The sequence below is a fragment of the Cereibacter sphaeroides 2.4.1 genome, from assembly GCF_000012905.2.
Lineage (GTDB): Bacteria > Pseudomonadota > Alphaproteobacteria > Rhodobacterales > Rhodobacteraceae > Cereibacter_A > Cereibacter_A sphaeroides.
Genome location: NC_009007.1, coordinates 65,018 through 90,931 on the forward strand (window position 1 = coordinate 65,018; position 25,914 = coordinate 90,931).

At 64.3% G+C, this 25,914-nt stretch carries 24 protein-coding genes and 1 pseudogene; 10 read left to right on the forward strand and 15 right to left on the reverse strand.

Annotation, left to right across the window (positions count from 1 at the left end; translation table 11 throughout):
• The coding region (locus RSP_RS21720; protein ID WP_227590698.1) for a cell wall hydrolase at positions 1 to 1,003 on the forward strand (1,003 nt) is incomplete at its 5' end.
• Between the two features lie 429 nt (positions 1,004 to 1,432).
• Here RSP_RS21720 and RSP_RS21725 read toward each other — a convergent pair.
• The 11 genes and pseudogenes from RSP_RS21725 to RSP_RS21775 all read right to left on the reverse strand — a co-directional run bounded on the left by RSP_RS21725 (position 1,433) and on the right by RSP_RS21775 (position 8,555).
• On the reverse strand, positions 1,433 to 1,726 hold the full coding sequence (locus RSP_RS21725; protein WP_227590699.1) for a hypothetical protein: 294 nt from the start codon (positions 1,724 to 1,726) through the stop codon (positions 1,433 to 1,435).
• Positions 1,674 to 1,964, reverse strand: a complete 291-nt coding sequence (locus tag RSP_RS21730) for a BrnT family toxin (RefSeq protein ID WP_011836217.1) — start codon at positions 1,962 to 1,964, stop codon at positions 1,674 to 1,676. Before RSP_RS21730 ends, RSP_RS21725 begins: the two co-directional genes overlap by 53 nt.
• Positions 1,965 to 2,131: 167 nt before the next feature.
• Positions 2,132 to 2,680, reverse strand: a complete 549-nt coding sequence (locus RSP_RS21735) for a transposase (protein WP_017140567.1) — start codon at positions 2,678 to 2,680, stop codon at positions 2,132 to 2,134.
• A gap of 961 nt (positions 2,681 to 3,641) precedes the next feature.
• Positions 3,642 to 3,835 (reverse strand): annotated as a pseudogene (locus RSP_RS21740) (IS5/IS1182 family transposase); the annotation flags it as partial.
• Positions 3,836 to 4,005: 170 nt separating this feature from the next.
• Positions 4,006 to 5,208, reverse strand: coding sequence for a restriction endonuclease (locus tag RSP_RS21745; RefSeq protein WP_011836218.1), 1,203 nt, complete (start codon positions 5,206 to 5,208; stop codon positions 4,006 to 4,008).
• A gap of 533 nt (positions 5,209 to 5,741) precedes the next feature.
• Positions 5,742 to 5,915 (reverse strand): hypothetical protein, encoded by a 174-nt coding sequence (locus RSP_RS21750; protein ID WP_080588245.1) that lies wholly within the window; start codon positions 5,913 to 5,915, stop codon positions 5,742 to 5,744.
• On the reverse strand, positions 5,912 to 6,253 hold the full coding sequence (locus RSP_RS21755; RefSeq protein ID WP_011836219.1) for a hypothetical protein: 342 nt from the start codon (positions 6,251 to 6,253) through the stop codon (positions 5,912 to 5,914). The genes RSP_RS21750 and RSP_RS21755 overlap by 4 nt, the downstream gene beginning before the upstream one ends.
• The gene (locus tag RSP_RS21760; protein WP_011836220.1) at positions 6,250 to 6,651 is read right to left on the reverse strand and encodes a hypothetical protein; all 402 of its coding nucleotides are present in this window, start codon (positions 6,649 to 6,651) and stop codon (positions 6,250 to 6,252) included. The genes RSP_RS21755 and RSP_RS21760 overlap by 4 nt, the downstream gene beginning before the upstream one ends.
• A complete protein-coding gene (locus RSP_RS21765) occupies positions 6,644 to 7,201 on the reverse strand; it encodes a DUF2726 domain-containing protein (protein WP_011836221.1) in 558 nt (185 codons plus the stop codon). The genes RSP_RS21760 and RSP_RS21765 overlap by 8 nt, the downstream gene beginning before the upstream one ends.
• 1 nt (position 7,202) lies before the next feature.
• A complete protein-coding gene (locus RSP_RS21770) occupies positions 7,203 to 7,694 on the reverse strand; it encodes a hypothetical protein (protein WP_011836222.1) in 492 nt (163 codons plus the stop codon).
• Positions 7,695 to 7,733: 39 nt separating this feature from the next.
• Entirely contained in the window at positions 7,734 to 8,555 is an 822-nt protein-coding gene (locus RSP_RS21775; RefSeq protein WP_011836223.1) for a DsbA family protein, read from the reverse strand.
• Positions 8,556 to 8,714: 159 nt separating this feature from the next.
• Between RSP_RS21775 and RSP_RS21780 the strand changes: the two genes are divergently transcribed.
• The 6 genes from RSP_RS21780 to RSP_RS22610 all read left to right on the forward strand — a co-directional run bounded on the left by RSP_RS21780 (position 8,715) and on the right by RSP_RS22610 (position 17,842).
• Positions 8,715 to 10,997 (forward strand): type IV secretion system DNA-binding domain-containing protein, encoded by a 2,283-nt coding sequence (locus RSP_RS21780; RefSeq protein WP_011836224.1) that lies wholly within the window; start codon positions 8,715 to 8,717, stop codon positions 10,995 to 10,997.
• Positions 10,994 to 14,329 (forward strand): MobF family relaxase, encoded by a 3,336-nt coding sequence (gene mobF / locus RSP_RS21785; protein WP_011836225.1) that lies wholly within the window; start codon positions 10,994 to 10,996, stop codon positions 14,327 to 14,329. Before RSP_RS21780 ends, mobF begins: the two co-directional genes overlap by 4 nt.
• On the forward strand, positions 14,326 to 14,958 hold the full coding sequence (locus tag RSP_RS21790) for a hypothetical protein (RefSeq protein WP_011836226.1): 633 nt from the start codon (positions 14,326 to 14,328) through the stop codon (positions 14,956 to 14,958). The genes mobF and RSP_RS21790 overlap by 4 nt, the downstream gene beginning before the upstream one ends.
• On the forward strand, positions 14,912 to 15,967 hold the full coding sequence (locus RSP_RS21795; protein WP_227590700.1) for a lysozyme family protein: 1,056 nt from the start codon (positions 14,912 to 14,914) through the stop codon (positions 15,965 to 15,967). Before RSP_RS21790 ends, RSP_RS21795 begins: the two co-directional genes overlap by 47 nt.
• Before the next feature lie 421 nt (positions 15,968 to 16,388).
• The gene (locus tag RSP_RS21800) at positions 16,389 to 17,285 is read left to right on the forward strand and encodes a ParA family protein (RefSeq protein WP_011836228.1); all 897 of its coding nucleotides are present in this window, start codon (positions 16,389 to 16,391) and stop codon (positions 17,283 to 17,285) included.
• The gene (locus tag RSP_RS22610) at positions 17,282 to 17,842 is read left to right on the forward strand and encodes a hypothetical protein (protein ID WP_227590701.1); all 561 of its coding nucleotides are present in this window, start codon (positions 17,282 to 17,284) and stop codon (positions 17,840 to 17,842) included. Before RSP_RS21800 ends, RSP_RS22610 begins: the two co-directional genes overlap by 4 nt.
• Before the next feature lie 1,869 nt (positions 17,843 to 19,711).
• Here RSP_RS22610 and RSP_RS21810 read toward each other — a convergent pair.
• A complete protein-coding gene (locus RSP_RS21810) occupies positions 19,712 to 20,575 on the reverse strand; it encodes a DUF932 domain-containing protein (protein WP_011836229.1) in 864 nt (287 codons plus the stop codon).
• A gap of 1,068 nt (positions 20,576 to 21,643) precedes the next feature.
• Here RSP_RS21810 and RSP_RS22320 point away from each other — a divergent pair.
• Positions 21,644 to 21,802, forward strand: coding sequence for a hypothetical protein (locus tag RSP_RS22320; protein WP_017140559.1), 159 nt, complete (start codon positions 21,644 to 21,646; stop codon positions 21,800 to 21,802).
• A 69-nt stretch (positions 21,803 to 21,871) separates the two neighbouring features.
• Here RSP_RS22320 and RSP_RS21815 read toward each other — a convergent pair whose 3' ends face one another.
• The 3 genes from RSP_RS21815 to repC form a co-directional block, all read right to left on the reverse strand.
• The gene (locus RSP_RS21815) at positions 21,872 to 22,138 is read right to left on the reverse strand and encodes a hypothetical protein (protein ID WP_017208432.1); all 267 of its coding nucleotides are present in this window, start codon (positions 22,136 to 22,138) and stop codon (positions 21,872 to 21,874) included.
• 516 nt (positions 22,139 to 22,654) lie between these two features.
• On the reverse strand, positions 22,655 to 23,203 hold the full coding sequence (locus RSP_RS21820) for a hypothetical protein (protein ID WP_017140556.1): 549 nt from the start codon (positions 23,201 to 23,203) through the stop codon (positions 22,655 to 22,657).
• A 340-nt stretch (positions 23,204 to 23,543) separates the two neighbouring features.
• Positions 23,544 to 24,761, reverse strand: coding sequence for a replication initiation protein RepC (repC, locus tag RSP_RS21825; RefSeq protein WP_017140555.1), 1,218 nt, complete (start codon positions 24,759 to 24,761; stop codon positions 23,544 to 23,546).
• Positions 24,762 to 25,327: 566 nt separating this feature from the next.
• Here repC and RSP_RS22615 point away from each other — a divergent pair.
• Together RSP_RS22615 and RSP_RS22375 are read left to right on the forward strand one after the other, a co-directional pair.
• Complete coding sequence (locus RSP_RS22615) at positions 25,328 to 25,531, forward strand: hypothetical protein (protein ID WP_023003465.1); 204 nt, start codon at positions 25,328 to 25,330, stop codon at positions 25,529 to 25,531.
• Between the two features lie 109 nt (positions 25,532 to 25,640).
• The coding region (locus RSP_RS22375; protein ID WP_210766216.1) for a hypothetical protein at positions 25,641 to 25,914 on the forward strand (274 nt) is incomplete at its 3' end.

The following is a 25,914-nucleotide window of genomic DNA, read 5'->3' on the forward strand; positions in this document are numbered from 1 at the left end:
GGGCCCCAAGATCGCACACAAGACTACGAGGTGCAGGTCGATCAGAGCGCCGTCGCGGCAAGGAGTCGTGCCCCGCGAAGCTACTCTTGATGCAGGCACGCCAAATGCGCGATCAATTTCGCTCGATGCTCAGCGCAGCTCTGTCGATGGAGCGATTGGCCAAGCTGAAAGCGATGCGCAAGGCGACCATCTCAACCTTACCCGCTACCATGGTGACAAGGTGAGGGAGGAAAATCCGCTGCTCGAATCCAACCGGTCTGCTCTGGCCAGTGGCGCTGAGCAGACGATTGGGGAGGCCGGCTACAAGCGCGTGTTTGGTTGGCTGAACGTTGGCGCCGCCGAGGCGGCAGAGCTGCAGCAGGCACATCCTGCCGCTTGGACGTCGCCAGGCGCGGCTTTGGATTACTACAGTCAGAACCCGGAAAAATTCATGGAGGTGCTCGGCCGCCCTTTCGTTGATGGCGACGACTTGCCCTCGTCGCCGGATAACCAGAATGCGGCCCTGTATCCCTCGCCGATGCTGCCGAGAGCATACTCAGCGCAGGAGCGGGACGTCATGGTGCGCACCATCCTCGGCGAGGCCGCCGATCAGGGCAATGTCGGCATGGCCGCAGTCGCGCTGGTAATCCGTAACCGTGCGGAAGACGTCAGGTTTCCCGACAATGTGGCAGACGTCAGCCTGCAGCCACGCCAGTTCTCCGCTTGGAACGCGGATGGATCCGGGAACGCGCTGGTGTCGAAATACAATCCCGGCGACGCGGCTTATGAGCGCGCCGCCTATGTCGCCGATCTCGTGATGGCTGGGCTTGTTCCCGACTTCACCGAAGGAGCCACGCACTATTACTCGCCGGCCGGCATGAGCCATCTGGTAGAAACTGGCTACCAGAAGAACCTCATTCCGACTTGGCTAGAGAGGGAGACAGAAGCCCGTGATGCTCCGCCAGTCCGAATAGGCGGCCACGTCTTCACCGGTCAAGTGCGCCAGGGGGAGGAGGCGCGCTAGTCCCATCCCCTCATGCGCGCACGAAAGGCGCCGATTCCAACACCTACTCTTGCGTAATACTGGTCTAGGCTGACGGGCGGTGCGTCGCCCCCAGCCGTCCCAGGACGCACGCGATGTGGGCCTGTGGTCACGGCCACACCGAGCAGCGACGCCATCAGGCCTAGGAGCATCGGAGCTCCCGCTTCTGCAACGAACCCGCCCCATAGAAGGGAGGTTCCGACAGCCAAAATCAGAGAACCCAGACCAATGCGGACAGCTCGCGTCAAAGGACTGATCTGCGGTGGAGCCGCGGAGTTCGCTGCCGGCACCCTTTGGTCATCAGAAGTCTTGCCCATCTCACCCGTCTCCACTCAGTATAGCGTGCCGCTAGAGCAGAGGTGCTCTACGGCAGACATGAGCATCGGCAAGACGTCAATCCACAGTCTAACACTACGGATTCGCTCTGCCAGATGCCTTCATAGTTCGCACATAGGACGCGAGCACGTCCTGCATTTTCTTGATGTGCCCCTTCCCATCGCCTTCCTCCTTGAAGAAGCGGAAGACTTCCGGATCCAAGCGCAAGTGAACCGACTTCCGAGATTCATGCTCCACAACCTCGGCGTTAGCCCAAAATTCCTCCGGAAGGTTCTCTTCCGTGGCATCTGGGCTGAGGTGGAGCTTGCCAGCATTCTTAAGCGCCCGCACCTCGTCTACTGATAGCCTCTTCATACTTCCTTCTGTCACGTCTTCCTCCCTTCCGAGTGGAAATGAGGCGGATAACGCTACCTCGTTGAACGTAAACCGTAACTATGCACAGATCATCTACGAACCCGATGGCTACAATTCTGTCTTCGCCATAATCGTTGCGGGTATCGGGCGCCTCGACAGTGAGCCCATCAAAGATCAACGCTCCGTAAAGTAGATCGATCCCGTGCTTATCGATGTTTTGCTGACGCTTAACTTCGTCAAACTCAACTTCCATTTCTGCCTCTCGTGCGGTCGGTAATGATGATGGTCCATTTTCTACCCACTTTCATATTTTATGATTGGTTAATTTCTCATTCTGTGCAGCGACAGCGGACTCGCTCAAATCCGCTCTAAGGGCTCCACCAACCTATGTGTACACGAGTCGTGTGCACATAGCAACGGTTACACCATCCTGCGGTCTTGGCGTTTGCCCGACTGGCGCTGGACCGGCGCAAGGCCCGCCGCCGACGCCATGGCGTCGGCTGATGCGAAGCGGCGGACATCGCCGATCGTCGCGATGAGTTCTGCCGCGAGGAGCGCCCCCATCCCCGGCAGCGAGCGGATGAGGGCGCCGTCAGGGTGAGCTGCAAGCAGGGCCTCGAGGTCGTGATCGATCCGCGCGATCTTCATCCGCACGTCGATAGCCTCTGCGGCGAGTTCCCTGATCAGCTCCGCGGTTGCAGTTTCGCCCGGCACGGCGAGCCGCTGGTGCCGCGCCGCTGTCAGCGCACGGTCTGCCAGCTCCTCAATGCCTCGCAAGTGCGGAGTTTTCTTCAGATGGGCGACAATCCTTGCCCTGCCGGCGCGCCGGATCTCGGTCGGGGCGACATGGCGGGCCACAAGCGCCAGCGGCCCCTTCGACGTGAGATCGAGCACGCGTTCGAGACCCGGATGGATGCGGCAGAGCAAGCCGTGCAGGCGGGCAATGCGGCGTGTCTGGTCCTGGACCAAGTCGCGGCCCTTCACAACGCCAGCTGGCTGCGCGAACGGCACCGGCACCGAACGCCAGATCAGATCCGGGCCGAGCAGACGGCCCTTGAAACCGAAGCCGCCACGAAGTTCAGATCGGCGGCATGACCCGCGCAACGCGCTGTTTCACAACCGTGCCCCGGTACACAGGCTACTCGCCGTGAAGGTCCTGATCTGGTCTGGTCTGGCTGTAATCCAGAACGAGCTGCAGCCGCACTCTTGAAATCTCAGCGCGAGTCTCCTATGCTTGATGTGCCCTAGGCAATTCTAGCTTCATTATGAGTAGGCTAGCATAACCGACCGGTTACCGACAATTGGGTTGATTTAGACGCGAACCCGTGTCGGTGGCCTATGCCATGACATATCGAAAACGATGAGATCGGACATCTGTCTCCGACACGCACTGCTGAAAGGTGTGAAGGAATGATAGATGTGCCGTCTGTTCTCGACGTTCTCGAGTTCGCTACCCGTGTTATGTCAGTCTGGATCGCTTGGCTGTCATATCGGAGATCGAAGAAGACTCGAAAGCGGAAGGCCCGCTAATAGACAGACCTAGCGGCTCAGGCCGCTAGGATCCCAACTTTTTTTTTGGCTTGTTGCGGCATTGTTGCAGAACTCGATCTGCAAAGGATTCACATCACGAATCCATGCGGTTAGACGGTTGGCATGAGCAAGCCCAAGCCCGCCCGTTACCGCACGACGAACTGGTCCGCCTACAATGCTGCGCTGCGCAGCCGCGGATCGTTGCTGATCCCCCTCTGTCAGGGCAGTTGTCACCGGTTCTGAATCTGGAAGTGTATCCTGAGGCGGGCGGGACAGGACGAAGGGTTTGGCTTATCCACCGGAACGAAAGGCGGCGGTTCTCACGAAGATGCTGCCGCCGAACAACATGCCCCTGGGCCAGTTGGCCAAGGAGGAAGGGATCAGTGTCGCGACGCTCGCCAAGTGGCGGGCGGAGAGCGTCAGTGTCGCCGCCAGAGCGGTCACTGTTCATGCCGCCCTTGGTTCGGCCAATCAGACGGCCTCTTTGGTCGCCTGGCCCCCCTTTTTCGACCGTAGGCTGGTCCCCGTGCGGCGCGCCTTGAGAAAGGTCGCGTTGATCATCACCGTCTTCGGAACGGCGGCCTCAGCGGCCACGAGTGACAAGGCGAAGTATGCTGCCACGAACAGCGCCATTACTGACGCAAAGATCATGGTTCATAGCACAAAGATCGCGAAGCAGGTCTGAATCAGCCGGTCCATGGGGGAACTCCTCGGCTGGGTTTCCTCCATGATATCCGAGCTTCAAAAGCACCCGCGCGGTGGCCTCAGTCGTAATAATCGAAATGGCATGGCTCGCCGTTCCAGGCGCAATATAGTCGGTCATTACCCCAATAAAAAATTTCTCCGTCACGCTGCTCTTTGCGGACGCGGAAAACATTGTCTCCGTTGAAGTGCGGGAGGGAGAAATCGAAGCTTGGAACCTCGAGGCCGCGCTGACCGTGACCGTCATCGCTAATGGTGCGCCGCGGCAGGGGCATAAGGAGAGCTGCGTGGTTGCTCTCCTTCACGACCAGGGCGAAGCTGTTGTGGGTCGAGTTGTAGCCGTATGTCGTTCTCAATAGTCGTCGATCGGCCCGTTCGCCTATTCCGGACATCAAGCCCTGAACATGCTGCGGCGTCACCAAGGTGGACTTGTCGCGGATAATGCCATCAGTCGCAGTTCGGCACCATTCAGCAACGTGGCTCGAATCCTTCAATGCCAGCCTGCCCTGGACTTTCTCTCGGGCGGAAAACCTCTTCGCGACCGGCGCATACGCGGAGGTTGTCACGAACATGGAAAAGTTTGCGTCCTCTGATTGCTGAATACCATATAGGGCTGCGACCTGGGTTTGGTCGATCTTGTTGCCGGCGCCGTATTTCTTGGCTTGAACAAGGGTGACGATGTCGCCAATCGGATCACGCTGAATGAGGCGAATATCCACGCCCTCATCACCGCGCCCAGGACCAAGCTCGACGTCGAAGCCCTGCGACTGGAAGATCCTCGCGAGGAGCGTCTCGTATTCCCGCCACTCTAACCGATAGAGGTCATCAGGACGGTGAGCGAAGTGGCGATAGAGCTCTTCGTATACATCCGCAGTATCCGGCTCGACGAGCCCGCACACCCATTGCCAGTGAAAATATGACGTGTATGCGGCGTAATCGCTGTCCTCGTCGGGGAAGACCAGAGCCGTGGAGCTCTTGTCCTGCTCCAGCCAGCACCCGTGATCGGCTAGCAAATCTTGAAGACTGATCGCCAGCTCTTCATCCCCGTAGCCATTCATTGACGCGGAGAGCTCGCCATCGAATGATATGACGGCAAGCACCGGTAAATCGAGCGGCTCGGCTCCTGGCCTGTCGAGATAGTTTTGCACCGAGCAATAGTCGGAAATTTCCCGCTCTTTTGCCCATGCCTCGATGGATGCCCTCAACCGCAGCAAGCTCTTCTCGACCTGCTGGTCCGCTAAATCCCTCACCCGGCTTGTCGTCATGGAGCGACGCCCGTCATTCTATCAGATCCACCATGATAGAAGCATGACGGCGTCATCAGTCAAGCGAGGCTAGAGGCGGTTGGCCGGGTGCTGGGACTGGATCTGCAGGTGGCGTTCCAGCATGGGCCCGCCAAGGCGGCGCCAACCCGCTACCCCGCGTGCTGCTTCTCTAGACCCTACCGGCAAATGAATGCGCCGCCTTGCGGCGGCTCCCCCCGCCGCAATGAGGTGGTCCAGCCCCAGGCAGATCCGGCGGCGTAACCAGCGGGGCAGGCGGCCGCCGCCGTAGCCGTGCAGGTAAATTTGGAGAAGGAGAACGCGCTTCACTGGACGTGCCCCGAAGCCGCCACAGACGCCGAGCAAGGGTAGCGGCGCTTACGAGCGCAAGGGCATCGAGCGCAAAGCTCCCGAGCACGGCAGCGCTGGAGAGATCACCCGAGATCGGCAGCCATGGGCGCGGAAGCAGAGTGCAGAGGAGGGGCAGGGCGATGCCGGCGACAGGCAGCGCCCAGAATGCAATTCTGCGAGGCACGTCAGTAGCCGAGCCAGCGAAGGACGTCACCCGCATCGTAGACCTCCCGATCGCCGCAGTCCCGCAGAAACTCGGCGACGCCTTCTGGCACTGGCACGCCGTGCACCTTCAGCTCACGGAGGGCTCTTTCCTTCGTGATGATCTCGCCCTCTGCGCTCTCGAGGTAGGTCATCATTTTCTTTCCCGCTCCAGTCGATCCGCAGCCCATTCGGCCGCTGCGGCCAATCCGGGCGCGCCCCGCGAGAGCTCGTATTCCATCAGCCGCCGAGCGGCCGCCGCGTCGTTCATCACCATGCGCCGCAGCCTTCGCTCTTGCGGGTGAAGGCGCGCAGGCCCGGACTGCAACCGCCGAAGGAGGAAGCGGTCTCGGAAACGGCCCGCCAGGATGTCGGCCGCATGAAGCAGGCATGAATAATAGAGAAGGACCGCGCTCCAGATCAGCGCGGTCTGTGCCCCGGCCGGCAGGGCGCGGAACAGAAGCCGCAGGCCCTCTTCCGTGTCCTGCAGCATCATCCGTCGTCACCCGTGTCGGCCGGGAAGAGGACCAGCTCGCCATTGACCGGCACGGCGTCGAGATAGGCCTTGAAGATGTAGTTCTTCCCCGGCGCGGCCGGGAACGCCATGCCGAGCGGACGGAAGCGCGTGCGGTTGTCGCTGCCCGTGACCGGCGTCGTGACGCGCATCGGTGCCGCCGCCATGTCAGGCAGCCGAGGCGGTGCCGCCCGCGCAGCCTGATCCGCCGAGCCGGGGACGAACACGATCAGCTCGCCATTGATCGGGTTGGCGTCGAGCCGGATCTTGAAGAGGTAGTTCTGCCCCGGCCGGGAGGGGAAAGCGACGCCGACCGACCGGAAACGGGTCTGGTCCTCGCCTGCCTTCACAAGTGTGGTCACGTTCAACACGTCAGCCATGAGCTGGCTCCTTCAACTCGGGAATGGGGGCGAGGGCTGCATGAAGCGTCTCGCGGAGGGATTGGGCGCTGTAGTCGGTCGGCAGCTCCATCCACGGGATTCCGGCAGAGGCGCAGGCCCGGCGTTTGATGGCGTCACGGCCGAGCGCGTCGCGACGGTCGCGGCGGGTGCGGCCGTAGTGACCGCGGCCCTGATACTCGATCACGAGAAGCGGCCTGAAATCGGCATCGACAAGAAGGAAGTCGGCGCGCTTTGCATTGATCCGCCAGAATGCCTTCTGGCTGCGGGCTGCAAGAAACTCCCCGTAGGAGACCTGGCAGAGGAGCCGCGGCCGGGGCTCCGGCAGTGAGGAGATCGCCCGGCTCAGGGAGCGGAAGAGGCGTTGCTCCGTCCGGTTCAGGACCGGCCGCGCCGTGTAGGAGGTCTCGAACCTGATCCGGAGAACTGCCAGAACCAGGACAAGCGCCACGAGGAGGGCGAGGGCGAGCCAGATCCCCGTGGGGATCTGGCCGTCCGAGAGGAGAACCGAAGCGGGCTCGAACCCGTCCACCTCAGCATCCTTTCTCGAACTTCACCTTCTCGAGCTGACCGATGCGCTGCGCGATCAGCATGGCGTCGTTCACGTCCTTGAGCTGCTGCGTGCTGGACTCCCGGCCGGCCACCGCGCCAAGGGCCGAGCGCCCGGCATCGGTGGCAAGGCCCACATTGCGCAGGCCGGTGGCCGACCCCGCGTTCATCATGGCCGATCCGCCGATGACCGTGGCACCCACATCCACGAGCCCGCCGATCATGGCCGACTGGCGCTGCCGCGCCCGCTGCTCGCGCTCAACCTCGGCATAACGCGCATAGAGGTTGCCGAGCCGCTGGTTGACGACCGGACAGCTCAGCGCATAGTCGTCCTTGGAGGGCGGCTGCGTGGCGGTCATGAGACCCTGCATTCCGGTGCCCGCCGTCACCATGTCGGTCGCGGTGCCGCCGGTCACGCAACCGGAGAGCGTCAGCGCCGCCGCCAGAGCGGTCACGGTCTTAGCGATCTTCGTCATTCCTTAACCTTACTCGTTGATTTTATTACATAATTCTCATTATTGGGCCGCCGCCGTGGAGGCGGAAAGCCGATCGAAGGCGGCCGTAAGACGGTCGGCCGCCATCATGCCGGGCACCACTTCTCCATCCCGAAACACGAATGCCGGGGTGCCGGAAATCGAGAGCGCCTGGGCGAGGCGTCGGTTGCCGTCAATGATGGACGTGATGTCGTCCTGCCGCCCCCGCGCCACGAGGGCCGGATAATCGTAGCCGGCCGCTCCGGCGAGGATCGAAAGCGCGGCCTCGTTGAGACCGCCCTTGTGCGACAGGAGCGCGTTGTGAAAGCCAAGGTAGGCCTCGTCGCCGTGCTCCGCGCGGACAGCCAGAGCGAGCCTTGCAGCGGCTTCGGAGGTGGATCCGAGGATCGGAAACTCTTTCATCACCACCGCCACATCGTTCCGGCCGGACAGGGCTGCAGCGAGCTCCGGCAGCGCGCCTTTGCAGTAGCCGCACTGGTAATCGAAGAACTCTACGGCGACGACCGGCGCGCTGGCATTGCCCTTGCGCGCATCGGCTCCTTGAAACAGAGCCGCCGCCTCGGCCTCGACCGCCGCGCGGGCGCCGGCGGTCTGCTTCTCCTTCTCCTGCCGCTCAAGCAGGGCGAAAACCTCGAGAACTACCTCGGGATTGCTGAGCAGGACGCTGCGGACCTGATCGGCGAACTCCGGGCCCGGCTCGGATTGCTTTGCCCCCTGCCCCGCAGCGGCAAGTAACGGCATCACCACGCTCCCCGCGGCCATAACGAGCACACCAGCCAGCGCCCCCGCAATTGATGCGCGCGTCAAAACGCCGCGTCGCTGCACCTTATCGTCACAACTCATAGCCACTCCTTGCAAACGAGATCGGCGGTGTCGTGCAACTGCGCTGAATGGGGATAACCATCTCGGCGTTGTCACGCACTAACCAATCCGTCTTTGCTCCACATGTGCAAACTCGTTATTGAATAGCGTTATGTTTCAGTTTCAGCAAAGGGTTTTGAGATGTCGCACCTCCGCAAGGGCCAGCCGACACAGTTCGTCCGCGGCGGCCAGACCACGCAGCACTGGTGGCGCATGGCGGCGCAGGTGGTCCGCACCTCGCTCTTCGTCGCGCTGGCGGCCTTCACCCTCACCTACACGGCTCTCGTGCTTGCCAATTACGAGCTGCGCTACATGCGCGAGACCTTTGCGAGCTGGACCGCGCATTACAACGTCCGGCTGGGCCGGCCGGAGAAGATCATTTCTTACGTCGATCACCTCGACCGACGGCTCGAGCGGACGGCAGGACAGATCGCGGCTGACCATCGGATGAACGCTCTTGCGGACGAGTATCGCCGCAATGCCTCGCTCTTCGCCTGGTATGCTCTCGTTCCGGCGGCCGCGGCGCTTCTGATCAGCACCGCCATTTTCGCCTGGGCCGGACAGCGGGTCGGGCAGAACGAACATGTGCGGGGAAGCCGCCTCATAGACCAGCGGGATCTCGCGCGCTGGTCCATGAGAAAGTGGAAGGCATACCAGAAGCGCTTCGGCCTCGGCCTGAAAAAGGGGCCACGCTACACAATCGCCGGCATCCCGTTCCCTCCGAACGCCGTGGAGGCGCAGACCGGGATCTTCGGAACGGTCGGGGTGGGCAAGACCAACGCCATCAAGGAGCTGCTGACCACCATCCGGGCACAGAACGGCCGAGCCATCATCTACGACCGCATGGGTGGCCTCGTCCGCGATTTCTACGATCCGGCCACCGACATTATCATCAATCCCTTCGACGCCCGATCACACATCTGGTCGCCGTTCGGCGAAGCCAGCACCCCGGAGGCTCTGGCGCAGATCGCCGAGGTCATGATCCCGCAGCGCCCCGGACAGAACGATCCTTTCTGGTCACAGACGGCGCGGCTGGTCTTCGAATATTCGGCGCGCTCACTCCTTCGCGCCAAGCGACCGACCAACGCAGACCTGCGCCGCGCGATCATGACGATCTCGGCCGAAGAGCTGGAGAAGCTGCTCGCAGGCACGCCGGGGGCTCATTTCTTCGGCAAGCACGTCGAGAAGACGTCGGCCTCGATCCGCGCAAACATGATTGCGGAGCTGCGGTTCCTCGAGTTTCTGCGTGACGACGGTGAGCTCTTTTCGGCGCGAGAGTGGGTCAAGTCGGAGCGACCCGGTTTCGTGTTTCTGACCGGCGATGCCGAACACTCGGCCGCGACCCGCAACATTATCTCCACCATCATCGAGGTATCGGCCAACGCGCTGATGACCTGCGAAGAGAGCCGCGATCCGAAGGTCTGGTTCTTCCTAGATGAGGTGCCGTCCCTCAACCGCCTGCCCTTCCTGCAATCGAAGCTGGCGGAGATCCGGCAGTTCGGGGGGGCTTTCGTGCTCGGCTACCAGGTCTTTGCGCAGCTGGAAGACATCTACGGAGAGAAAGGCGCGCAGGCCATCGCCGGCAACCTCAACAACCGCATCGTCTTCAACACGCCGGACGCGCGCACGGCCAAGCTCTTTTCCGAAAGCCTCGGGTTCGAGGATGTGGTCGAACAACGGGAAAACCTGAGCTTCGGGGCGCACGAGTCTCGCGATGGCGTGGCCTTCATGAGCCAGCGCACGGAGCGGCCCATCGTCACCGCCTCTGAGATCCAGGCGCTGCCTCAGTTCGAGGCTCTGATCCGCTTTGCATATGACGCGCCAACTGCGCGCGTCCGGTTCGAGCCTGTCCAGGTGGAGCCGAAGGCCGAGAAGATCGTGCCCTATCAGGGTGGCGGCTTCGCTCTGGATGCCATGGATCCGCACAAGGCCCCTGCCCCGGCCCCGGCGGCAGATGAGGCGTCACTCGCCACGCGCTATGCCCCGGAGCTGCTTGGAAAGGTGCAGGAGGAACGGCGCGCACGGTTCGCGAGCTGGACCCCGGCGCAGCAGATCGCGGCCTTTGACGACTGGTTCGCAAAGGGCCTGCGACCGGACTTCGACGCTGCAGGCTTCTCCTTGCTGGCCCCTCTCGACGGCGTGCCGCCAGAAACGGCCTGGGACCACTATTACCGACAGCGCGTCCAGGGACACGATGAACCGACTTTCCGCATCACGCCCAACATGATGCAGATGGTCACTAACCGCCCCCGCGCCCGGGAGGGTGCGGGTGCGGCGGTGGCCGAGGTGCCTGCCTATGCGGATCTTCGCCGCGCGGCCGAGGAAAAGATCATTCCCTTCCCGGGTCGCCACGCTGCGCCGCCCCCTGCCCGTCCAGCTGACCCTCTCACTGCGGGAATGGATGAGGAGGGCTCGCTGCTATGATGAGCGTGAGCAACGTCTCGGCCGGCGCCGCTGCCAGCGGATACTATCAGGCCGAAGGGTATTACGTCGCCGGAAGCCCTGAGGCAGAGGCGGCAGCTTCGTGGTTCGGCAGTGCGGCTGATGAGCTTGTCGCAATGGGTCAGGAAGAGTTTGCGGGGCGCGTGGACGACGCTGCGTTCTCGGCCATGCTCGACGGTCACGCTCCGCCGACCCAACGCGATGCCGAAGGCCATTGGAAGGAAGGTCAGACGCTCGGCCGCGTCGTGGACGGGGAGCGGCAGCACCGACCGGGGATCGACCTGACCTTCTCCGCCTCCAAGTCGGTGTCGATCATCGGTCTGGTCGCTGGCGATGAGCGCGTGATCGCAGCCCATGACGAGGCGGTGAAGGCCGCCATGAGCTACGTCGAAGAGAAGTTCGTCCGGACACGTCGGGAGGTGAACGGCGAGATCGTGGCGGTCCCCGGCAAGATGGTGGCCGGGCTTTTCCGCCATGATACGTCGCGGGCCCTCGATCCGCAGCTCCATACCCATGCCGTCATACAGAACATGGTCCTCGGCGAGGACGGCAAGTGGACCGCCCTCTCCAACGAGGAAATCTACCGCAACAAGATGCTGATCGGGGCGATCTACCGCAACGAGTTGGCGCAGAACCTCGAGCGGGCGGGATATGCCGTCGAGCGTGTCGGCCATGACGGCATCACCGAGATCAAGGGCGTCCCGCGCGAGCTGATGGATGGCTTCTCGAAGCGCCGCAAGGAGATCGAGGCGGCCCTCGATGAGCGTGGGATCGAGAGGACGGCTGTAGATAGCGCATTGGCAGCCCTCGCCACCCGCAGGAACAAGCAGAAGGGCATCGACCGGGCAGAGCTGCGTGAAGCGTGGGAGAAGGAAGCGCAGTCCATGGGCGTCTCCCTCGATCAGCTTCGCGAGCTCCGGCAGACAGCCACTCTGACGGCAGCCACGCGCCTGCCCGGCGTGACGCGAGACGGGATCGCTGCGCCCTCCCCTGCTGATCGCGCCGCGGCCGCCGTCGAGTTCGCGATTGCGCATGTGAGTGAACGCAATGCCGTCTACTCCGGCTCCGAGCTGGTCCGCGTGGCCCTGAGCCGAGCCAAGGATGTGGGGATCCGGCAGATCGAGGGCGCCATCGCGACCAAGGAAGAGACGGGCCGTCTGGTGCCGGTCCATGTCCATGCCTGGAACGAGAAGCGCTCGCCCGATGCCATGACCCGCGGGGAGGGCTTCTCCGGGACGCTGAAGGCGATGGGCACCGCGCCGTATCAGAACGACCCTAGAAACCGCGACTCCTTCTTCGTGACCATCGAGACGCGGAACGGGGAGCAGACGGTCTGGGGTGCCGGCTTGCAGGCGGCGCTCGAACGGCAGGAAGCCAGTCCGGGCAGCCTTGTCCATCTGACGGTGCAGGGCCAGAAGCCCGTGACGGTGATCGGCGCCGATGGCAAACCGGTGTCCGCCCATCGCAATCTCTGGACGGCGGAAGTCATCGAACGCGCCTCGGAGCGGTCGGATCGCTCCAACGGCCCTCAGCCGCAGCGGGAGACGATCAGGCTCTATTCGGACGATGCCACCCTTGCCCTCGAGCGCATGGTGCTGGGCGAGTATCGGGCAGCCCGGCGTCAAGGCGGAGTGGAGTTGCCAGCTCGCCTGAGAGTCACTGGCGGGATCAAGATGAGCGGAGAAGCTCTTCTGCGTGACCGCCTTGACAAGACAACTCTGACGGAGGGCCAGAAGGAAGCGGTCGCACTCGGTCTCACAGGCAGAGGCCGGTTCGTCGGCGTGCAGGGGTATGCCGGCACGGGCAAAACGCACATGGTGGAAACCCTGCGCCGCTATGCCGAGCGGGCGGGCTTCACCGTGGAAGGCGCGGCACCGACGAACAAGGCCGCCGCAGAGCTCGCCTCGGCAGTGCCCGCGGCCGGCACCGTCGCCCGCTTCCTGCTCGCGGATGCTCCGGGCGACAAGAAGCGCTCCATCCTCGTGGTCGACGAGGCTGGGATGATCTCCACGCGCGACATGCACGCCCTGATGACCAAGGCAAACGAGCTCCGATACGCTCGGGTTATCCTCGTAGGTGACGTGAAGCAGCTCGACCCGGTGAGCGCGGGCTCGCCCTTCGCGCAGCTCCAGAAGGCGGGAATGCCGACCGCCATCATGGCCGACATTCAGCGCCAGAGAAACGAAGATGCCCGGAAAGCCGTGCTCCATGCCATCCGCGGCGAGGTCCGTGCTGCCTTCTCGCGGATCGAGGATCTTCGCACGCCAGAGAAGAACCAGAGCTTTACCGGCGAGGTTGCCCGGGCGTGGCTCGGATTGCACAGCTCGGTGCGCGAGCGGACCGGGATTGTGGTTCTGACCAACCGCGTCCGGGGGGAAGTTAATGCCGCGATTCGCGACGAGTTGAAACGGGAACATCGGCTCGGCGCTCAGGATGTGACGGTCGCCAGTCTCACGCCGCTCTCGCTCACCCGCGCCGAAGCGCGCGAGGCGGCCAGCTACAAGGCTGGTGACGTGGTGATCTCGGTGCGCAGCGTGGAGGGGTTGGAGCGGGACAAACTCTACCGGGTTACATCCACCCTGCCCTATCAGAACAGCATCACCTTGCGTCCGGAGGGAGGCGGCGCCGAGGTCGCGCTGACACTCGGACATGGGTCGAAAGCTGCGGGATCGCTCGCCGCATTCGAGGTGGGCAAGCGCGAATTTGCGGCCGGCGATGAGGTCAAATTCGCGATCACCGACAAGGATTGCGGAGCGATTAACGGTGCGCGCGGCCGGATCACAAAGGTGACGGAAGCCCAGATCGACGTCACGCTGCACGGCGGGCGGAAGCTCTCCGTGCCCACGGATTCACTCGCCGCCCGTGGCCTAGACCATGCCTATGCGGCCACCGCACACGACTTTCAGGGCGCCACAGTGGACAGGATCATCGTGGGCATGACCCCCGATGAGCAGCTCACCAGCCAGAAGTCCTTCTACGTCAATATCTCCCGCGCGCGGGACCATGTGACGCTTGTGACGACCGATCCCGGGAAGCTCGCTGATCGGATTCAGCGTGAGACCGGCGAACGTCCGGCCGCGCTCGACGCCTACGCGCAGCGGCTCTCGGACGAGCGGAACGCGGCCGGAAAGGTGCCGCAGAATGAGCCCCCCTCCCCTGCCCGCGACCCTGACCGGGTGCCGCAAATCCTGCGCGAGCAGGCGCAGAAACTGCGGCAGGCGGAGCCCCCGCAGGAGCGCACTGATCGGCAGGTGGAGCAATTCCTGGCGCAGTTCGAGGAGAAACAGAAGGTGAAGGAAGGACCGATCCGGTGAGGAAGGACAACATCAACGACCGCTACAGGTTCGTGCTCGGCCCCCGCGCCAAGGCTCTGACGGAGACGCACTGTCCGCCCGGTGAGCTTCCCGGCAGCGATCATCTGGAGGCAGGGATCGAGGCGCTGCAGCAAGCCCTTGAGGTCGAGCGCGGGGTGCTGCGGCGCCTGCAGGACGAGTTCGATCGACTGGATGGTCGGATGGTCAACCTCGTCTCTGCGCACAACCATGGTCTCCGGGGGCTGATGATGATGACCGGACAGATGGTTCGCGAGCTCAACGTCATCCGGAAGATCCTGATCGTCTCGGCGGCATCGAACAATGAGCAGGCCGAACGGCTCTACGACAAGGCGGTGCCGGCGATCATGGAGATGCGCGCCACGCTCGCTGTCTGGCGGGAGCGCGAAGGTCTCGAGGTGCCCGAGTTCTCCTTCGAGCAGGAGGAGCGGATCCTCCAGCAGCTCGTCCAGAACCCGGCCGAGCACCGCCATCCCGATCATGGCGAGGAGCCGGAGACGCTTGGCGAGGCGCTTGCGGAGCAGGTGCAGCGGATCGGCGAAGCCTTCGATCCGAGCCTCACGGATGAGCGCCACGAACGTGAAATGGAGATGGGTGACGATGAGCGGTAAGGCCGATCCGAGCGCTCAGAAGGCCGAAAACTACCGTGGCACGTCGTGCCACGCGCGTGGCACACTGTGCCACGGCCCCGAAAAACAACGTAAATACAGCGCGTTGGGAGCCGGGGGCAAATTACGCCCCCTTTTAAGACGAAAAGCCTTTATTTATAAAGGCTTGAAGGCAATGGGCAGCTTGCTGCGTCAGGTGTGTCCTCTTCAGACCGGAGAGGCAGCCGTAAGGCTGCCGATCCGAGGCCTCCTCGCCCTCGCCGTCGCAGGCGGATGCCTGCTCCTCGGCCCCTGCCCCGTCTCGGCCGAGGCTTGGAAAGCCTCGGCCGAGACCACCTGGGCGAGCGGGTCCTCCTTCAGTCCGCCCGCGGATCGCCGCCAGCCTGGCCCCGGTTCATCCTTCCTCGAAGCGCAGGCCAGCTCATCCTTCGCGCTCGTGCCGAGGGCCGCCCGCCAGAAGAAAAGCCGGGCCTTCGTCATGCCGACCGACCGCGATGAGTTCGTGCGAATCCGTGCGCTGGTTCATCACGCCGAAAGCGGCGCGGCCGGCTATGACGATTACCACCGAAGCGCACCCGTGCCCCCGCCCCGCGCTCCCTCGACCATGACGCTCGACCAGATCCGGCAATGGATCGCCGCTACGCCGGGGCAGCAACATGCCATCGGCCGCTATCAGATCATCCCCTCCACCTTGGAAAGCCTGGCCTCGCGCGCAACCCTCCCGGGCTCCACGCTCTTCAGCGCTCCGGTTCAGGACAGCATGGCCAGCATCCTCATTCTCGACGCTGGCTATGTGGAGCTGAAAAATGGCGCGATCACGCTCGACAGGTTCATGGACAACCTCGCCCGGATCTGGGCTGGCTTCCCCATGGCGAGCGGGAAGTCCGCCTATGAGGGCGTGGCCGGCAACAGAGCCACGATCAGCCGCAAATTCTACGCAGAGCGGATGGCCGAAATCTTCCCCGTAGAGGCCCGTAGAGACCTTCGGGCTACCGAGGTGGCGGCAAAGTAGCGTGAGGGCCCCAGACGGGGCTCTCCGTGAGCCTGCGGTTAGGTGCCGAGTTGGTTCCTCCGGCACCATCAGCTAGCGCCGCTCCATCCCATCGCGACCGCACCGCCGCTTCGCCGCACCGCCGCACATCCGCATGGCCGCCTCACCGCACCGCCGCACGTCCGCATGGCCGCCTCACCGCACCGCCGCACGTCCGCATGTCCGCATCACCGCACCGCCGCACGTCCGTATGGCCGCCTCACCGCACCGCCGTATGTCCGCATGGCCGCCTCACCGCACCGCCGCATGTCCGCATGGCCGCCTCACCGCACCGCCGCACATCCGCATGGCCGCCTCACCGCACCGCCGCACATCCGCATGGCCGCCTCACCGCACCGCCGCAGGTCCGCATGGCCGCCTCACCGCACCGCCGCAGGTCCGCATGGCCGCCTCACCGCACCGCCGCACGTCCGCATGGCCGCTTAATCGCATGTCCGCACCGACGCATGTCCGCTTCGCCGCTTTGCCGCATGTCCGCATCTACGCCTTGACGCATGTCCGCATCGCCGCCATAACGGATCGACAATCGAGCAGCCTGGAGACGGCAATGAAAGTGATAACCGCTTACAGTCACAAAGGCGGAACCGGGAAGACCACGGCGTTGATGATGCTGGCGTCCGCCATAGAAGCCCGAGGGCAGTCCGCACTATTGGTAGACTGCGACCCTCACCAGTCCTTCAAGGCTTACGAGACCCACAGCAAGAGCACGTCCCCGGCTATCTGGTCCGACAGGATGGACGTGATCTATCTGCACTATGAGGCGACGAAGGTCGCTGTCCTTGAACAGACGCTTCTCGACGCTGATGAGGGGGGCAGGTTCGACTACTGCCTCTTGAACCTCGCCGGGGTAGATCATCCCTTCAACCGCCACGTCCTGCGCTATGCCGAGCTGACGCTCCTGCCGTTCGCGCCTGCGGCGCTCGACATGATGGAGCTGCCTGGGGCGCTTGATGTCCTCAGACAGCTCGGTGACCAAGGCGAGGTAGGGCAGGCACGCGTTCTTTTGACAAAGATGCGCTCAAAGATGACCAGCGCTCAGACCGGCTACATTGACGCCGTGTTGGCCGGTTTCCCTGTGATGAAGACCCAGATCCGCGAAACGGCTGTCTTGGGCGACATTGTGATGCGAGGCCTTTTAGGAAAGGCCATCGCCGCGTGGGAGCCGGAGGCGAGCGGCCTGCAAAAGATGGAAATCGCCCGTCTCCGCGAGGCGCTGGAAGAGTGTCAGGCACTGCTGGCGGAGGTCGATTCAATCATTGAGCTTGGAGAAGCGGCATGAAGAACAAAGGCCTTCTTACTAGGGCAGGGGGCTCGCCTTTATCCTTCCGCAAGGATCCGGTGCCAACGGATATGCCCAATCGCATAGCGGCTGACGCCTCGGCCGCTCCTGTCGTTGCGGCAGATCAGCCGGAGATTGCTCGGGGCGAGACAAATCCTGTCGGAAAAGCACCTCGCGCCACCCCAACGCCACGGCGGCGGCAATCGCCATCGTCGGAGGACAAGGCCCCTCGCTACACGCTCCGCCTGACCGTGGAGGCGAAAGTCCTCGAGGAGCTCGATCGCCTTCTCGGCGACATGGACGACAAGAGTCGCATCGCTGCGAAAAAGGCTCTGGTTCGCACATTCGCTTCCCAGGTGGCCGAAAGGACGCCGAAGAAGGCCGAATATGTGCCCACGGACCCCGTAGTCTATCGCATCGACCTGAAAATCCCGGACAGTCTGAGGGCGGCCATCTTGGCCGTTGAAGGCGCCAATCCCCTCGAACCGGCGGGCACCGCACTGTCCCGTAACCTGGCGCCCGTCTTCGCTGCTTTCGTCCGCAAGCTGGGAAAGTAGATAACCGCAAATGAAGCGACGGGGCCAAGGTAGCCTCACCTCGGCAGCCCCGTCACATCTGATCCAGGCGTCCCACGTTTGTCTCTATGGCGCATCGGGTGAGCCGTGAGACACCGCAGGTGCCTCACGGCTTGCCCCTCGGCGAGAGCGGGGGGGAGGGGTCAAGGGGCCGCGCGGAGCCGCCCGGAGCCACGCGCAGCAAAGCGAGCATGGCGAGGACGGCGAGCACGGCGGGCGCTTGCGCCCCTTGCCCTTGACCCCGATGGGGGCGGAGCCCCCCTGACGGCGCGCGTCTGCGCGCCATGCTCCTCACCACGGCGAAGCCACGCTGGCCGCCCACAATCTCGCCTGCGATCCCGGAGGGGTGACGGCGCGGCAGGTGCCGACGTGCCGGAAGGGCCGAAGGCCCCTAGGCTCGTCGGTGCCTGACGCGGCGGCGCGCCGGAGGGGAGGGCTCGTGCCACGCCGGCCGCCCGCAGATCTCGCCCGCAATCCCGGAGGGGTGACGGCGCGGCAGGTGCCGACGTGCCGGAAGGGCCGAAGGCCCCTAGGCTCGTCGGTGCCTGACGGGACGGCGCGCCGGAGGGGAGGTCTCGAGGCACGCCGGCCGCCCGCAGATCTCGGCCGCGATCCCGGAGGGGTGACGGCGCGGCAGGTGCCGACGTGCCGGGAGGGCCGAAGGCCCCTAGGCTCGTCGGTGCCTGACGCGGCGGCGCGCCGGAGGGGAGGTCTCGAGGCACGCCGGCCGCCCGCAGATCTCGCCCGCGATCCCGGAGGGGTGACGGCGCGGCAGGTGCCGACGTGCCGGGAGGGCCGAAGGCCCCTAGGCTCGTCGGTGCCTGACGCGGCGGCGCGCCGGAGGGGAGGTCTCGAGGCACGCCGGCCGCCCGCAGATCTCGCCCGCAATCCCGGAGGGGTGACGGCGCGGCAGGTGCCGACGTGCCGGAAGGGCCGAAGGCCCCTAGGCTCGTCGGTGCCTGACGGGACGGCGCGCCGGAGGGGAGGGCTCGTGCCACGCCGGCCGCCCGCAGATCTCGGCCGCGATCCCGGAGGGGTGACGGCGCGGCAGGTGCCGACGTGCCGGGAGGGCCGAAGGCCCCTAGGCTCGTCGGTGCCTGACGCGGCGGCGCGCCGGAGGGGAGGGCTCGTGCCACGCCGGCCGCCCGCAGATCTCGCCCGCGATCCCGGAGGGGTGACGGCGCGGCAGGTGCCGACGTGCCGGAAGGGCCGAAGGCCCCTAGGCTCGTCGGTGCCTGACGGGACGGCGCGCCGGAGGGGAGGGCTCGTGCCACGCCGGCCGCCCGCAGATCTCGGCCGCGATCCCGGAGGGGTGACGGCGCGGCAGGTGCCGACGTGCCGGGAGGGCCGAAGGCCCCTAGGCTCGTCGGTGCCTGACGCGGCGGCGCGCCGGAGGGGAGGTCTCGAGGCACGCCGGCCGCCCGCAGATCTCGGCCGCAATCCCGGAGGGGTGACGGCGCGGCAGGTGCCGACGTGCCGGAAGGGCCGAAGGCCCCTAGGCTCGTCGGTGCCTGACGGGACGGCGCGCCGGAGGGGAGGGCTCGTGCCACGCCGGCCGCCCGCAGATCTCGGCCGCGATCCCGGAGGGGTGACGGCGCGGCAGGTGCCGACGTGCCGGGAGGGCCGAAGGCCCCTAGGCTCGTCGGTGCCTGACGCGGCGGCGCGCCGGAGGGGAGGGCTCGTGCCACGCCGGCCGCCCGCAGATCTCGGCCGCGATCCCGAAGGGGTGACGGCGCGGCAGGTGCCGACGTGCCGGAAGGCCCCCGCGGATCTCCGCTCGGCGTCCGGCTCTGGTCGTGCTTCCGCTTCCGGGATTTGGTGGGCGGGGCCTTTGCCCCGCCCGGTGGTTCCTCAGCCTGCCTTCAGCTCGGCCATGCGCTCGGTGAGCATCCAGAGCGCGCGGTTGAGGCCGCGGGACTGGTCGATGCCGGCCACCTCGCGGACGGTCTGGCGGCGGAAATGGCCGCTTTCGGTCCGGGTGCGGCCGCGCATCCCTCCGCGCAGGGTGTTCTCCTGCACCACGTTGAAAGCGGTCCACAGGTCGGTGGCGCGGTCGGTCGAGCGCCGCGGCCGCAGGAGCTCGGCCGGCGTGATCGGCGCTTCCTTGCCCTCGGCGGTGCCGGGGAAGCGAAGGCCGTGCGCGGCTTCGGCCAGGATCTCGCGCTCCCGGTCCTGCAGCTGGATAGCCTTGAACCGGTCCACCTGCTCGGTCACGCGGGGGGCCTCCTCAAGCACGCGATAGGCGCCCTCGATGACTTCGCCAATGGCATTGCCGCTATGGCGGACCTTCACCTCGTCGAAGGTCTCGCCGCACATGAGGCCGTTGGCGCAGACAAACCGAAAGAACCCCGGGATCATCTGATAGGCGCTCGTGCCGTCATTCGCGTTGACCAGCACGATCTCGAACGCCTCGCCCTCGGCATTGACGATGCCGCGGTGACGCAGGCGCAGCATGTGCTTCGTAAACTCGGCCTTGCCCTCGACTCGGGTGCGGGCCTGCTGAGCAAAGAACGGTTCGAATCCTTCCGCGCGCAGGCCATCCAGCACGGTGACGGTGGGGACAGGAGCGAACCGGGCGCTGCGGCTCTCGTGAGCCTCGGTCGCAAAGATCGAGGGAACGCGCGCCATCAGCTCGTCATTCGTCAGCGGCTGATCGCCCCGGCTGTAGGCCGCGCCGCCGTTGCTCATCCCGCGCATATAGAAATGATAGCTCATCGTCGTCTCCTTCGGTGCGCAACGGTGGGGTCTTTGCCCTCATCCGCCAGTGGGGCGCGGCCTCTCCGATCTGACCTCTGGAAAGCACCGCGTGCTTTCCGGAGGACAGAGCGGGGAGGGCGAAGCCCTGCCTGCGGCCACGGGGCCGGATGAGACAGGGGCCGGTGACGGGGAAAATTGGGGGGCACCCGCGCGGGCTCGCCCGCGTGGGGGGAGCCGATTTTCTCCGGCGCCGGTGACGCGCCCCAGGCGCGGCATCACAACCCCTGTTCAGCCGGAACCGGGGATGTCAGGCGGATCCAGCACCTGCAAAAAGTGTCGCGCCGCTCCCGCGGCGCGTCCTTGCCAACTCGATCCGCGCCTTCGCGGATCTCCATCGACCTCACCGCATCGAGGAGAGCTGCAGCCCGATCGGCAAGGCCCGCGCTCTCAGCTCGCCCGCGCGAGGATCGTCACCCGAATGGGCGGAGACAGGGCGTCCTATCGGACCATGCACGGCTGCGACATGACCGGCTCGGAGAGACGGGCAGGGCGCCCGCCGCGCAGGGACGAGAGGGCGTCATGGCTCCGGTCCCGGCCGCTTGCGGACGGGACTAGAGCCGTGCCCCGGCTACGCCGGGGTCGCGCCCAGACATCCCCTACATGCGCAAGGAAATGCCTCCTGCCTAATCATCACTACATGCGCCTATCCGAATACATTAAAGTGTCCGCCCCTGAGAAAGAGGTAAGGAGCCGGAGTATCAAGTCCCATCTACTAACCGTCTGATACCAAATGACTAATTCAAGGCAGCCACCAAGTATAGCGTAAATGCCAACGGACTGAGGATTGTCGGTCAGCCGGGTCAAGCAAACAATCTTCGTTCGCAGGCGCCAACTGGTGGATAAATCTTGGGCCTCGTGTTTGACCGTAAAGTTTCCGAGGCTGTATATCTGGCACGTCCACTAAAAGGACGCGGCCCGCTCTGCCCTGGCCGGCAGGCGGGCCGCTCGATCTCGACGCGGGCCAAGATCAGGTCACGAGTTATGTCTGACACAGGCCCGCACCTTCGTAAACTGTTAGGAGGTGTCATGAAGGCATACCAAGCGAAGCGGGCTCGGATCCGCTTTAACAATCCGATGACGGGCTGGGCGATAGACGCCGAGGGACACGCAGCCATCTTTGGCGTTATCGTCATCATGACGGGGCCGCCGCTCATCGCCATGGCGTTGAAGCTCCTCCACCCGTAGCAAAGGCACAGCGCAATCGTCAGCCCGGCTCCCGCCGGGCTGACCCTGCGACAAACAGCGGGCATTGGATCAGCGCGCTGAAAGGAACCACAGCCGCTCGGCCGGGATGAACTCGGCAACATCCGTCCAGCCGAAGGCACGCTCCGATATAAAGTCGGCCATGGCCAATAGGACGTGCGCCTCAACCTGCGGCCGGCTCGAGCAGGGTGCCCAAAATTGCCCGGCGAGCACACGACCGTCTGGCAGAACGTGAGCTCGAGCGCGGATTGGCGGCTCGAGGATGAGCACCTCGTGCTCGCTTTCACTCACACGGTCCACGATGACATTCTGCTCCATGGCGGGACGATCTCCCATGGGCATTTAGATGACGTTACGGCGGGCCATATCGCCGGCGGCACGACCCTTTTACAGCGCCGCGCGGAGCGCGGCCGGAGTATCTTGATCCGCGTCCTCGCGGATCTCCACTGTCGGCGCCCGTCTTATCCAGCCCGCCATGGCCTTCGGCCGTGGCGGGCCCTGCAGGTGCGGAGCTGAACGCAGCAATCACGCGGCGCAGAGAAGCGGAGCACCTGTGGGTAAGACGGGCGCCGCGGCCGAGAGCTCTCGGCCGAGCGGCGGGCAGAAGGAACTTATCTGCCTGCCCGTCCGCGCGCTCGTGTGGATCTCACGTCGACGCGGGATGCGGCCGGAGGCCGCGATCGCTCGCGGTCGATACGGGTCCGGCCTGTGCGTCATCCGGCCAGGCCATAGCGGCAATCCGAAGCGCGCGCGCTGAGAAAACGGGACGGCCCGAGCGTGACCCATGCTCATTCTCGGCATGCAACAGGACGGCTTGATTGCCAAGAAGGGCGTTTAGACTAGTTGAAAGCCGAAGGCCCTCCTCGCGTCAGGGTCTCCCCAGCGCGAGTCGAGGTAGTTATTTAGCAGTCGATAAAGTAGCTCGTGAACAAGGTGGATGTCTGTGGAGGCCGATCCGTCAAAGCGGCAGATCACGGTTTCCCCGCTGATCCTCACTTCTACGTTTCCAGAAGCACGCACGCACTCGACCTTAGCTTGCACAATCTGCTTAGGAAATGCGTTCGGTGCCGGCTCCAGAACAATGCCCAGACCGAACTCAAACGTGCCATCGCTGCAGCTGACGACGGCATCGTTGAAGGCGTCTTCGTCACTGATAGTTCCATCGGATCTCACACGGTAGAGCGGCACATACCGGTGATACGTTGTGGTGCCATCCCTTTTAGCCTCGTAATACTTCGGCATACCGAGAAAATTCTGCAAACCGTTTGCCACGAGCGCTGCGAACCGGTTGTTCTCCCGCACAAACTCACGCGTGGCCTTCTCCCGTTCGCAGAATTTTTGACGGATAATCTCGTATTTCGTCCCGCTCTGCTCGTCACTCATCGTCCGTAGCCCTTGTTATCCCGGTTTACGTTGGTCAGTTTACTGTTCCGCTTGGGCACTGTCACCGTTCGCACCCGCCCGATTGCAGCGCCGCGCGGAGCGCGGCCGGAGTATCTTGATCCGCGTCTTCGCGGATCTCCACTGTCGGCACCCGTCTTATCCAGCCCGCCATGGCCTTCGGCCGTGGTGGGCCCTGCAGGTGCGGAGCTGAACGCAGCAATCACGCGGCGCAGAGAAGCGGAGCACCCGTGGGTAAGACGGGCACCTTGGCAGAGGGCTCTCTGCCGCCGCTGCCACTGGACGGGGTGCCGCGTGCAGCTCCTTGAGTGCGGCATCGTTCTCATCCCACACGGCGCTGGAGCGCTATCAGTGATCCATGAAGGTTCAGGCTTCCGTTTCGAGCTCGTTCCGTCATGGCCCGCAGCATCCCGCCCGGGCTCCAGACGGGGTTCACCGGGCGATAGCGGTTGGCATCGAGAACTAGCACGCACAGCGCTGCTGGGAGATCGCCCATTGCATCGGCCGCATCGTCCCAGGCGCTGGCGTTGACACCAAGTGCTGGCAGGATCGCGATCGCCGCCTGAATGAAATCGTGCGCCGTGAGGGTGCTACCGCTACGTCGGCCGGCATCCAGATACATCTGCATGTCGGGAGACGCTGCCTCATAAAGCTGCGCCGGGGTGAAGGTTTCCAAATATCCGGGCTTGAACCCTCGGTCGGCCAAGCCACGCTTTTTTTCGTAGTACGATGCCGTGCCGAACGGCGCGGCATCTGTCTTAATGCAGTCCGCCCGCTTGCGGGCGGTCCGCTCAATGGCGGAGGAGCCGCTACAGACAGGATTTTCTTTAGTTGTATCTTGTATATGAGGCCGGAAGGAGTTTTCCGGCACGCCGGAAGAATCTTGCTGCATTTCGAGGAGCTGGAGCGCCTCGCGCGTAGCGTTATCCACACATCGAAGGAGGGTGCGAAGCTCGCTCTCGCCCAAGCCGTCGTAGCGCCGAGGCATGGTCTCAAGGATCTCGGCCGGGCCGGGAGCCACTTTGTCCAGAGCGGCAAGACGACTGAGGGTCTGGCTCAGGATCCGGCGCGACGCCGACACGCGACGCTTCAGGATCTGACGCTCACGCTCTTCCGCCTCCAGCTGCTCCACAATGCGTAGCAAATGCGGGAACGATTCGATCAAGGGAGCAAACGAGATGCCCTGGATAAGCTCGCCGCCGGCAAAGCGACCGCGACTGCCGTCAGCGGCAAGGTTTCGCTTTAGAAGGCCAAGCCGCTCGAGGCGCGCCTCCTGATAGCGCAGCGCGCGTGGTGTCACTCCGAGGCGCGCCGCCACTTGGGCCTGTTGCATGAAGCATACCGCGTCCCGCGTCTCATCCCGCCAGTCGCTGGGCCTCGTCGCCTGGATCATGACCAACAACGCACGCAGGCACGCGCTCGAGAGGCCCAAAGGCGCGCTGCACGCAGTGACTAGCCGCTCCACATCGCTGCGCTGAAATCGACCGGGCAGGGTCGGGTAGGATTCTTCGGGTTCGGCCCGAAGCTGGTTCGTTAACATGCTCTTTCCTCGCTCTTTTTTTCGTGAGCGAGGCGGTCCCGGCATAGCTTCCTTGTTCGCAGAAACTGCGTTTTTCGCTTGCCTGATTATTGGGGAGACGCTACAACCGACCTTGATCTTTGAAGGTTGTTCAGGGTTGGCTCCCTGGGCTGTAGCATCCCCCCCGCCGGTTACCGCCGCGCGGGGGTTACTTTTTTCTGTAGTGTCGCGTGTCCTTCCGAATCTGGCCGCCACCATGGCGTAGATTGCTGTATACGCCGATCTTGCCCCGAAATGTAGCAAAGACCACAAGCACCTGCGCCTAGCAAGGCGTGGGTGTCTTCATAATGAGCTGCGCACGTCGGTTGTCCGCTCAGGGGGCGCTGCCCCCCCGCGATGCCGATGGCCGAGCGCAAGCGTCGGCGGGCCGGTATCCCCACCTTCCTCCGCCTGCGGCTCCGTGCAGGCGGGTGATCCCCCTCCGGCCCGCCGAGCCAGGCATCGCACCCCCCGCGTTCGCCACGCGGCAGACCGACATGGGCGCGTCCCGCGACCATGCCGATCAGCACGGATTTTGGAGAACCGTCATGAGTAAGAAGCGAGCCACCACGGCTGTTATCACCCACAAGCTTTATGCACAGTGGCCCGGGCAGCCTGAGACGCACATCGGCTTTCGCGCGATGACCAACATCGGGTCCAGCATCGAGATCCTGTTCGAGCCGCTGCATCTCGAGAACGCCTCCCTTAGAGCTGAGAGCTGGCGCGCCTCACCGAAGGCTGTTCCACAGTAGTCTGCGCAGCGAGAGCGGCTGGGAAGGCGATCAGGTTGCTCGCATCAAGGCGCGGAGCAACCCGCGTCTTCCCGACCCAACACCTGACGGACCCGGGCGTAAGCGGCACATGAGCCAGCCTCAACGCCAAACTGCGCCAGCAGTCGACGCAACGCCGCGTGTGATCGAACGACTCGTGGCGCTGGGTGCGACCGCGAATAGAGAACAGCTCGCGCGTAAGCCCAAATCTACTGACAGACTGAACCCCGCCGTTCCCGCTCGCTGCAAAAGAGAGTTCAAGGTGCCATCACGTGTCTGGGTCGACATGTCGCAAGCCTCATTCCTGTGGATGAACACGAATTCCTCACTATCTGCCGCCGGCGATGAGAATCTATATGATCTGA

Bases quoted from the DNA above. Each gene is read 5' to 3' on its own strand.
- RSP_RS21800 (WP_011836228.1), top strand. From the start codon at position 16,389: ATGGCCGCCTCACCGCACCGCCGCACGTCCGCATGGCCGCTTAATCGC.
- RSP_RS21730 (WP_011836217.1), bottom strand. From the start codon at position 1,964: ATGGAAGTTGAGTTTGACGAAGTTAAGCGTCAGCAAAACATCGATAAG.
- repC (WP_017140555.1), bottom strand. From the start codon at position 24,761: ATGTTAACGAACCAGCTTCGGGCCGAACCCGAAGAATCCTACCCGACC.
- RSP_RS21755 (WP_011836219.1), bottom strand. From the start codon at position 6,253: ATGATGCTGCAGGACACGGAAGAGGGCCTGCGGCTTCTGTTCCGCGCC.
- RSP_RS22615 (WP_023003465.1), top strand. From the start codon at position 25,328: ATGAGTAAGAAGCGAGCCACCACGGCTGTTATCACCCACAAGCTTTAT.
- RSP_RS22610 (WP_227590701.1), top strand. From the start codon at position 17,282: ATGAAGAACAAAGGCCTTCTTACTAGGGCAGGGGGCTCGCCTTTATCC.
- RSP_RS21750 (WP_080588245.1), bottom strand. From the start codon at position 5,915: ATGATGACCTACCTCGAGAGCGCAGAGGGCGAGATCATCACGAAGGAA.
- RSP_RS21770 (WP_011836222.1), bottom strand. From the start codon at position 7,694: ATGACGAAGATCGCTAAGACCGTGACCGCTCTGGCGGCGGCGCTGACG.
- RSP_RS21815 (WP_017208432.1), bottom strand. From the start codon at position 22,138: ATGGAGCAGAATGTCATCGTGGACCGTGTGAGTGAAAGCGAGCACGAG.
- RSP_RS21810 (WP_011836229.1), bottom strand. From the start codon at position 20,575: ATGAGCTATCATTTCTATATGCGCGGGATGAGCAACGGCGGCGCGGCC.
- RSP_RS21795 (WP_227590700.1), top strand. From the start codon at position 14,912: ATGAGCGCCACGAACGTGAAATGGAGATGGGTGACGATGAGCGGTAAG.
- RSP_RS21760 (WP_011836220.1), bottom strand. From the start codon at position 6,651: ATGGCTGACGTGTTGAACGTGACCACACTTGTGAAGGCAGGCGAGGAC.
- RSP_RS21745 (WP_011836218.1), bottom strand. From the start codon at position 5,208: ATGACGACAAGCCGGGTGAGGGATTTAGCGGACCAGCAGGTCGAGAAG.
- RSP_RS21775 (WP_011836223.1), bottom strand. From the start codon at position 8,555: ATGAGTTGTGACGATAAGGTGCAGCGACGCGGCGTTTTGACGCGCGCA.
- RSP_RS21820 (WP_017140556.1), bottom strand. From the start codon at position 23,203: ATGAGTGACGAGCAGAGCGGGACGAAATACGAGATTATCCGTCAAAAA.
- mobF (WP_011836225.1), top strand. From the start codon at position 10,994: ATGATGAGCGTGAGCAACGTCTCGGCCGGCGCCGCTGCCAGCGGATAC.
- RSP_RS22320 (WP_017140559.1), top strand. From the start codon at position 21,644: ATGAAGGCATACCAAGCGAAGCGGGCTCGGATCCGCTTTAACAATCCG.
- RSP_RS21780 (WP_011836224.1), top strand. From the start codon at position 8,715: ATGTCGCACCTCCGCAAGGGCCAGCCGACACAGTTCGTCCGCGGCGGC.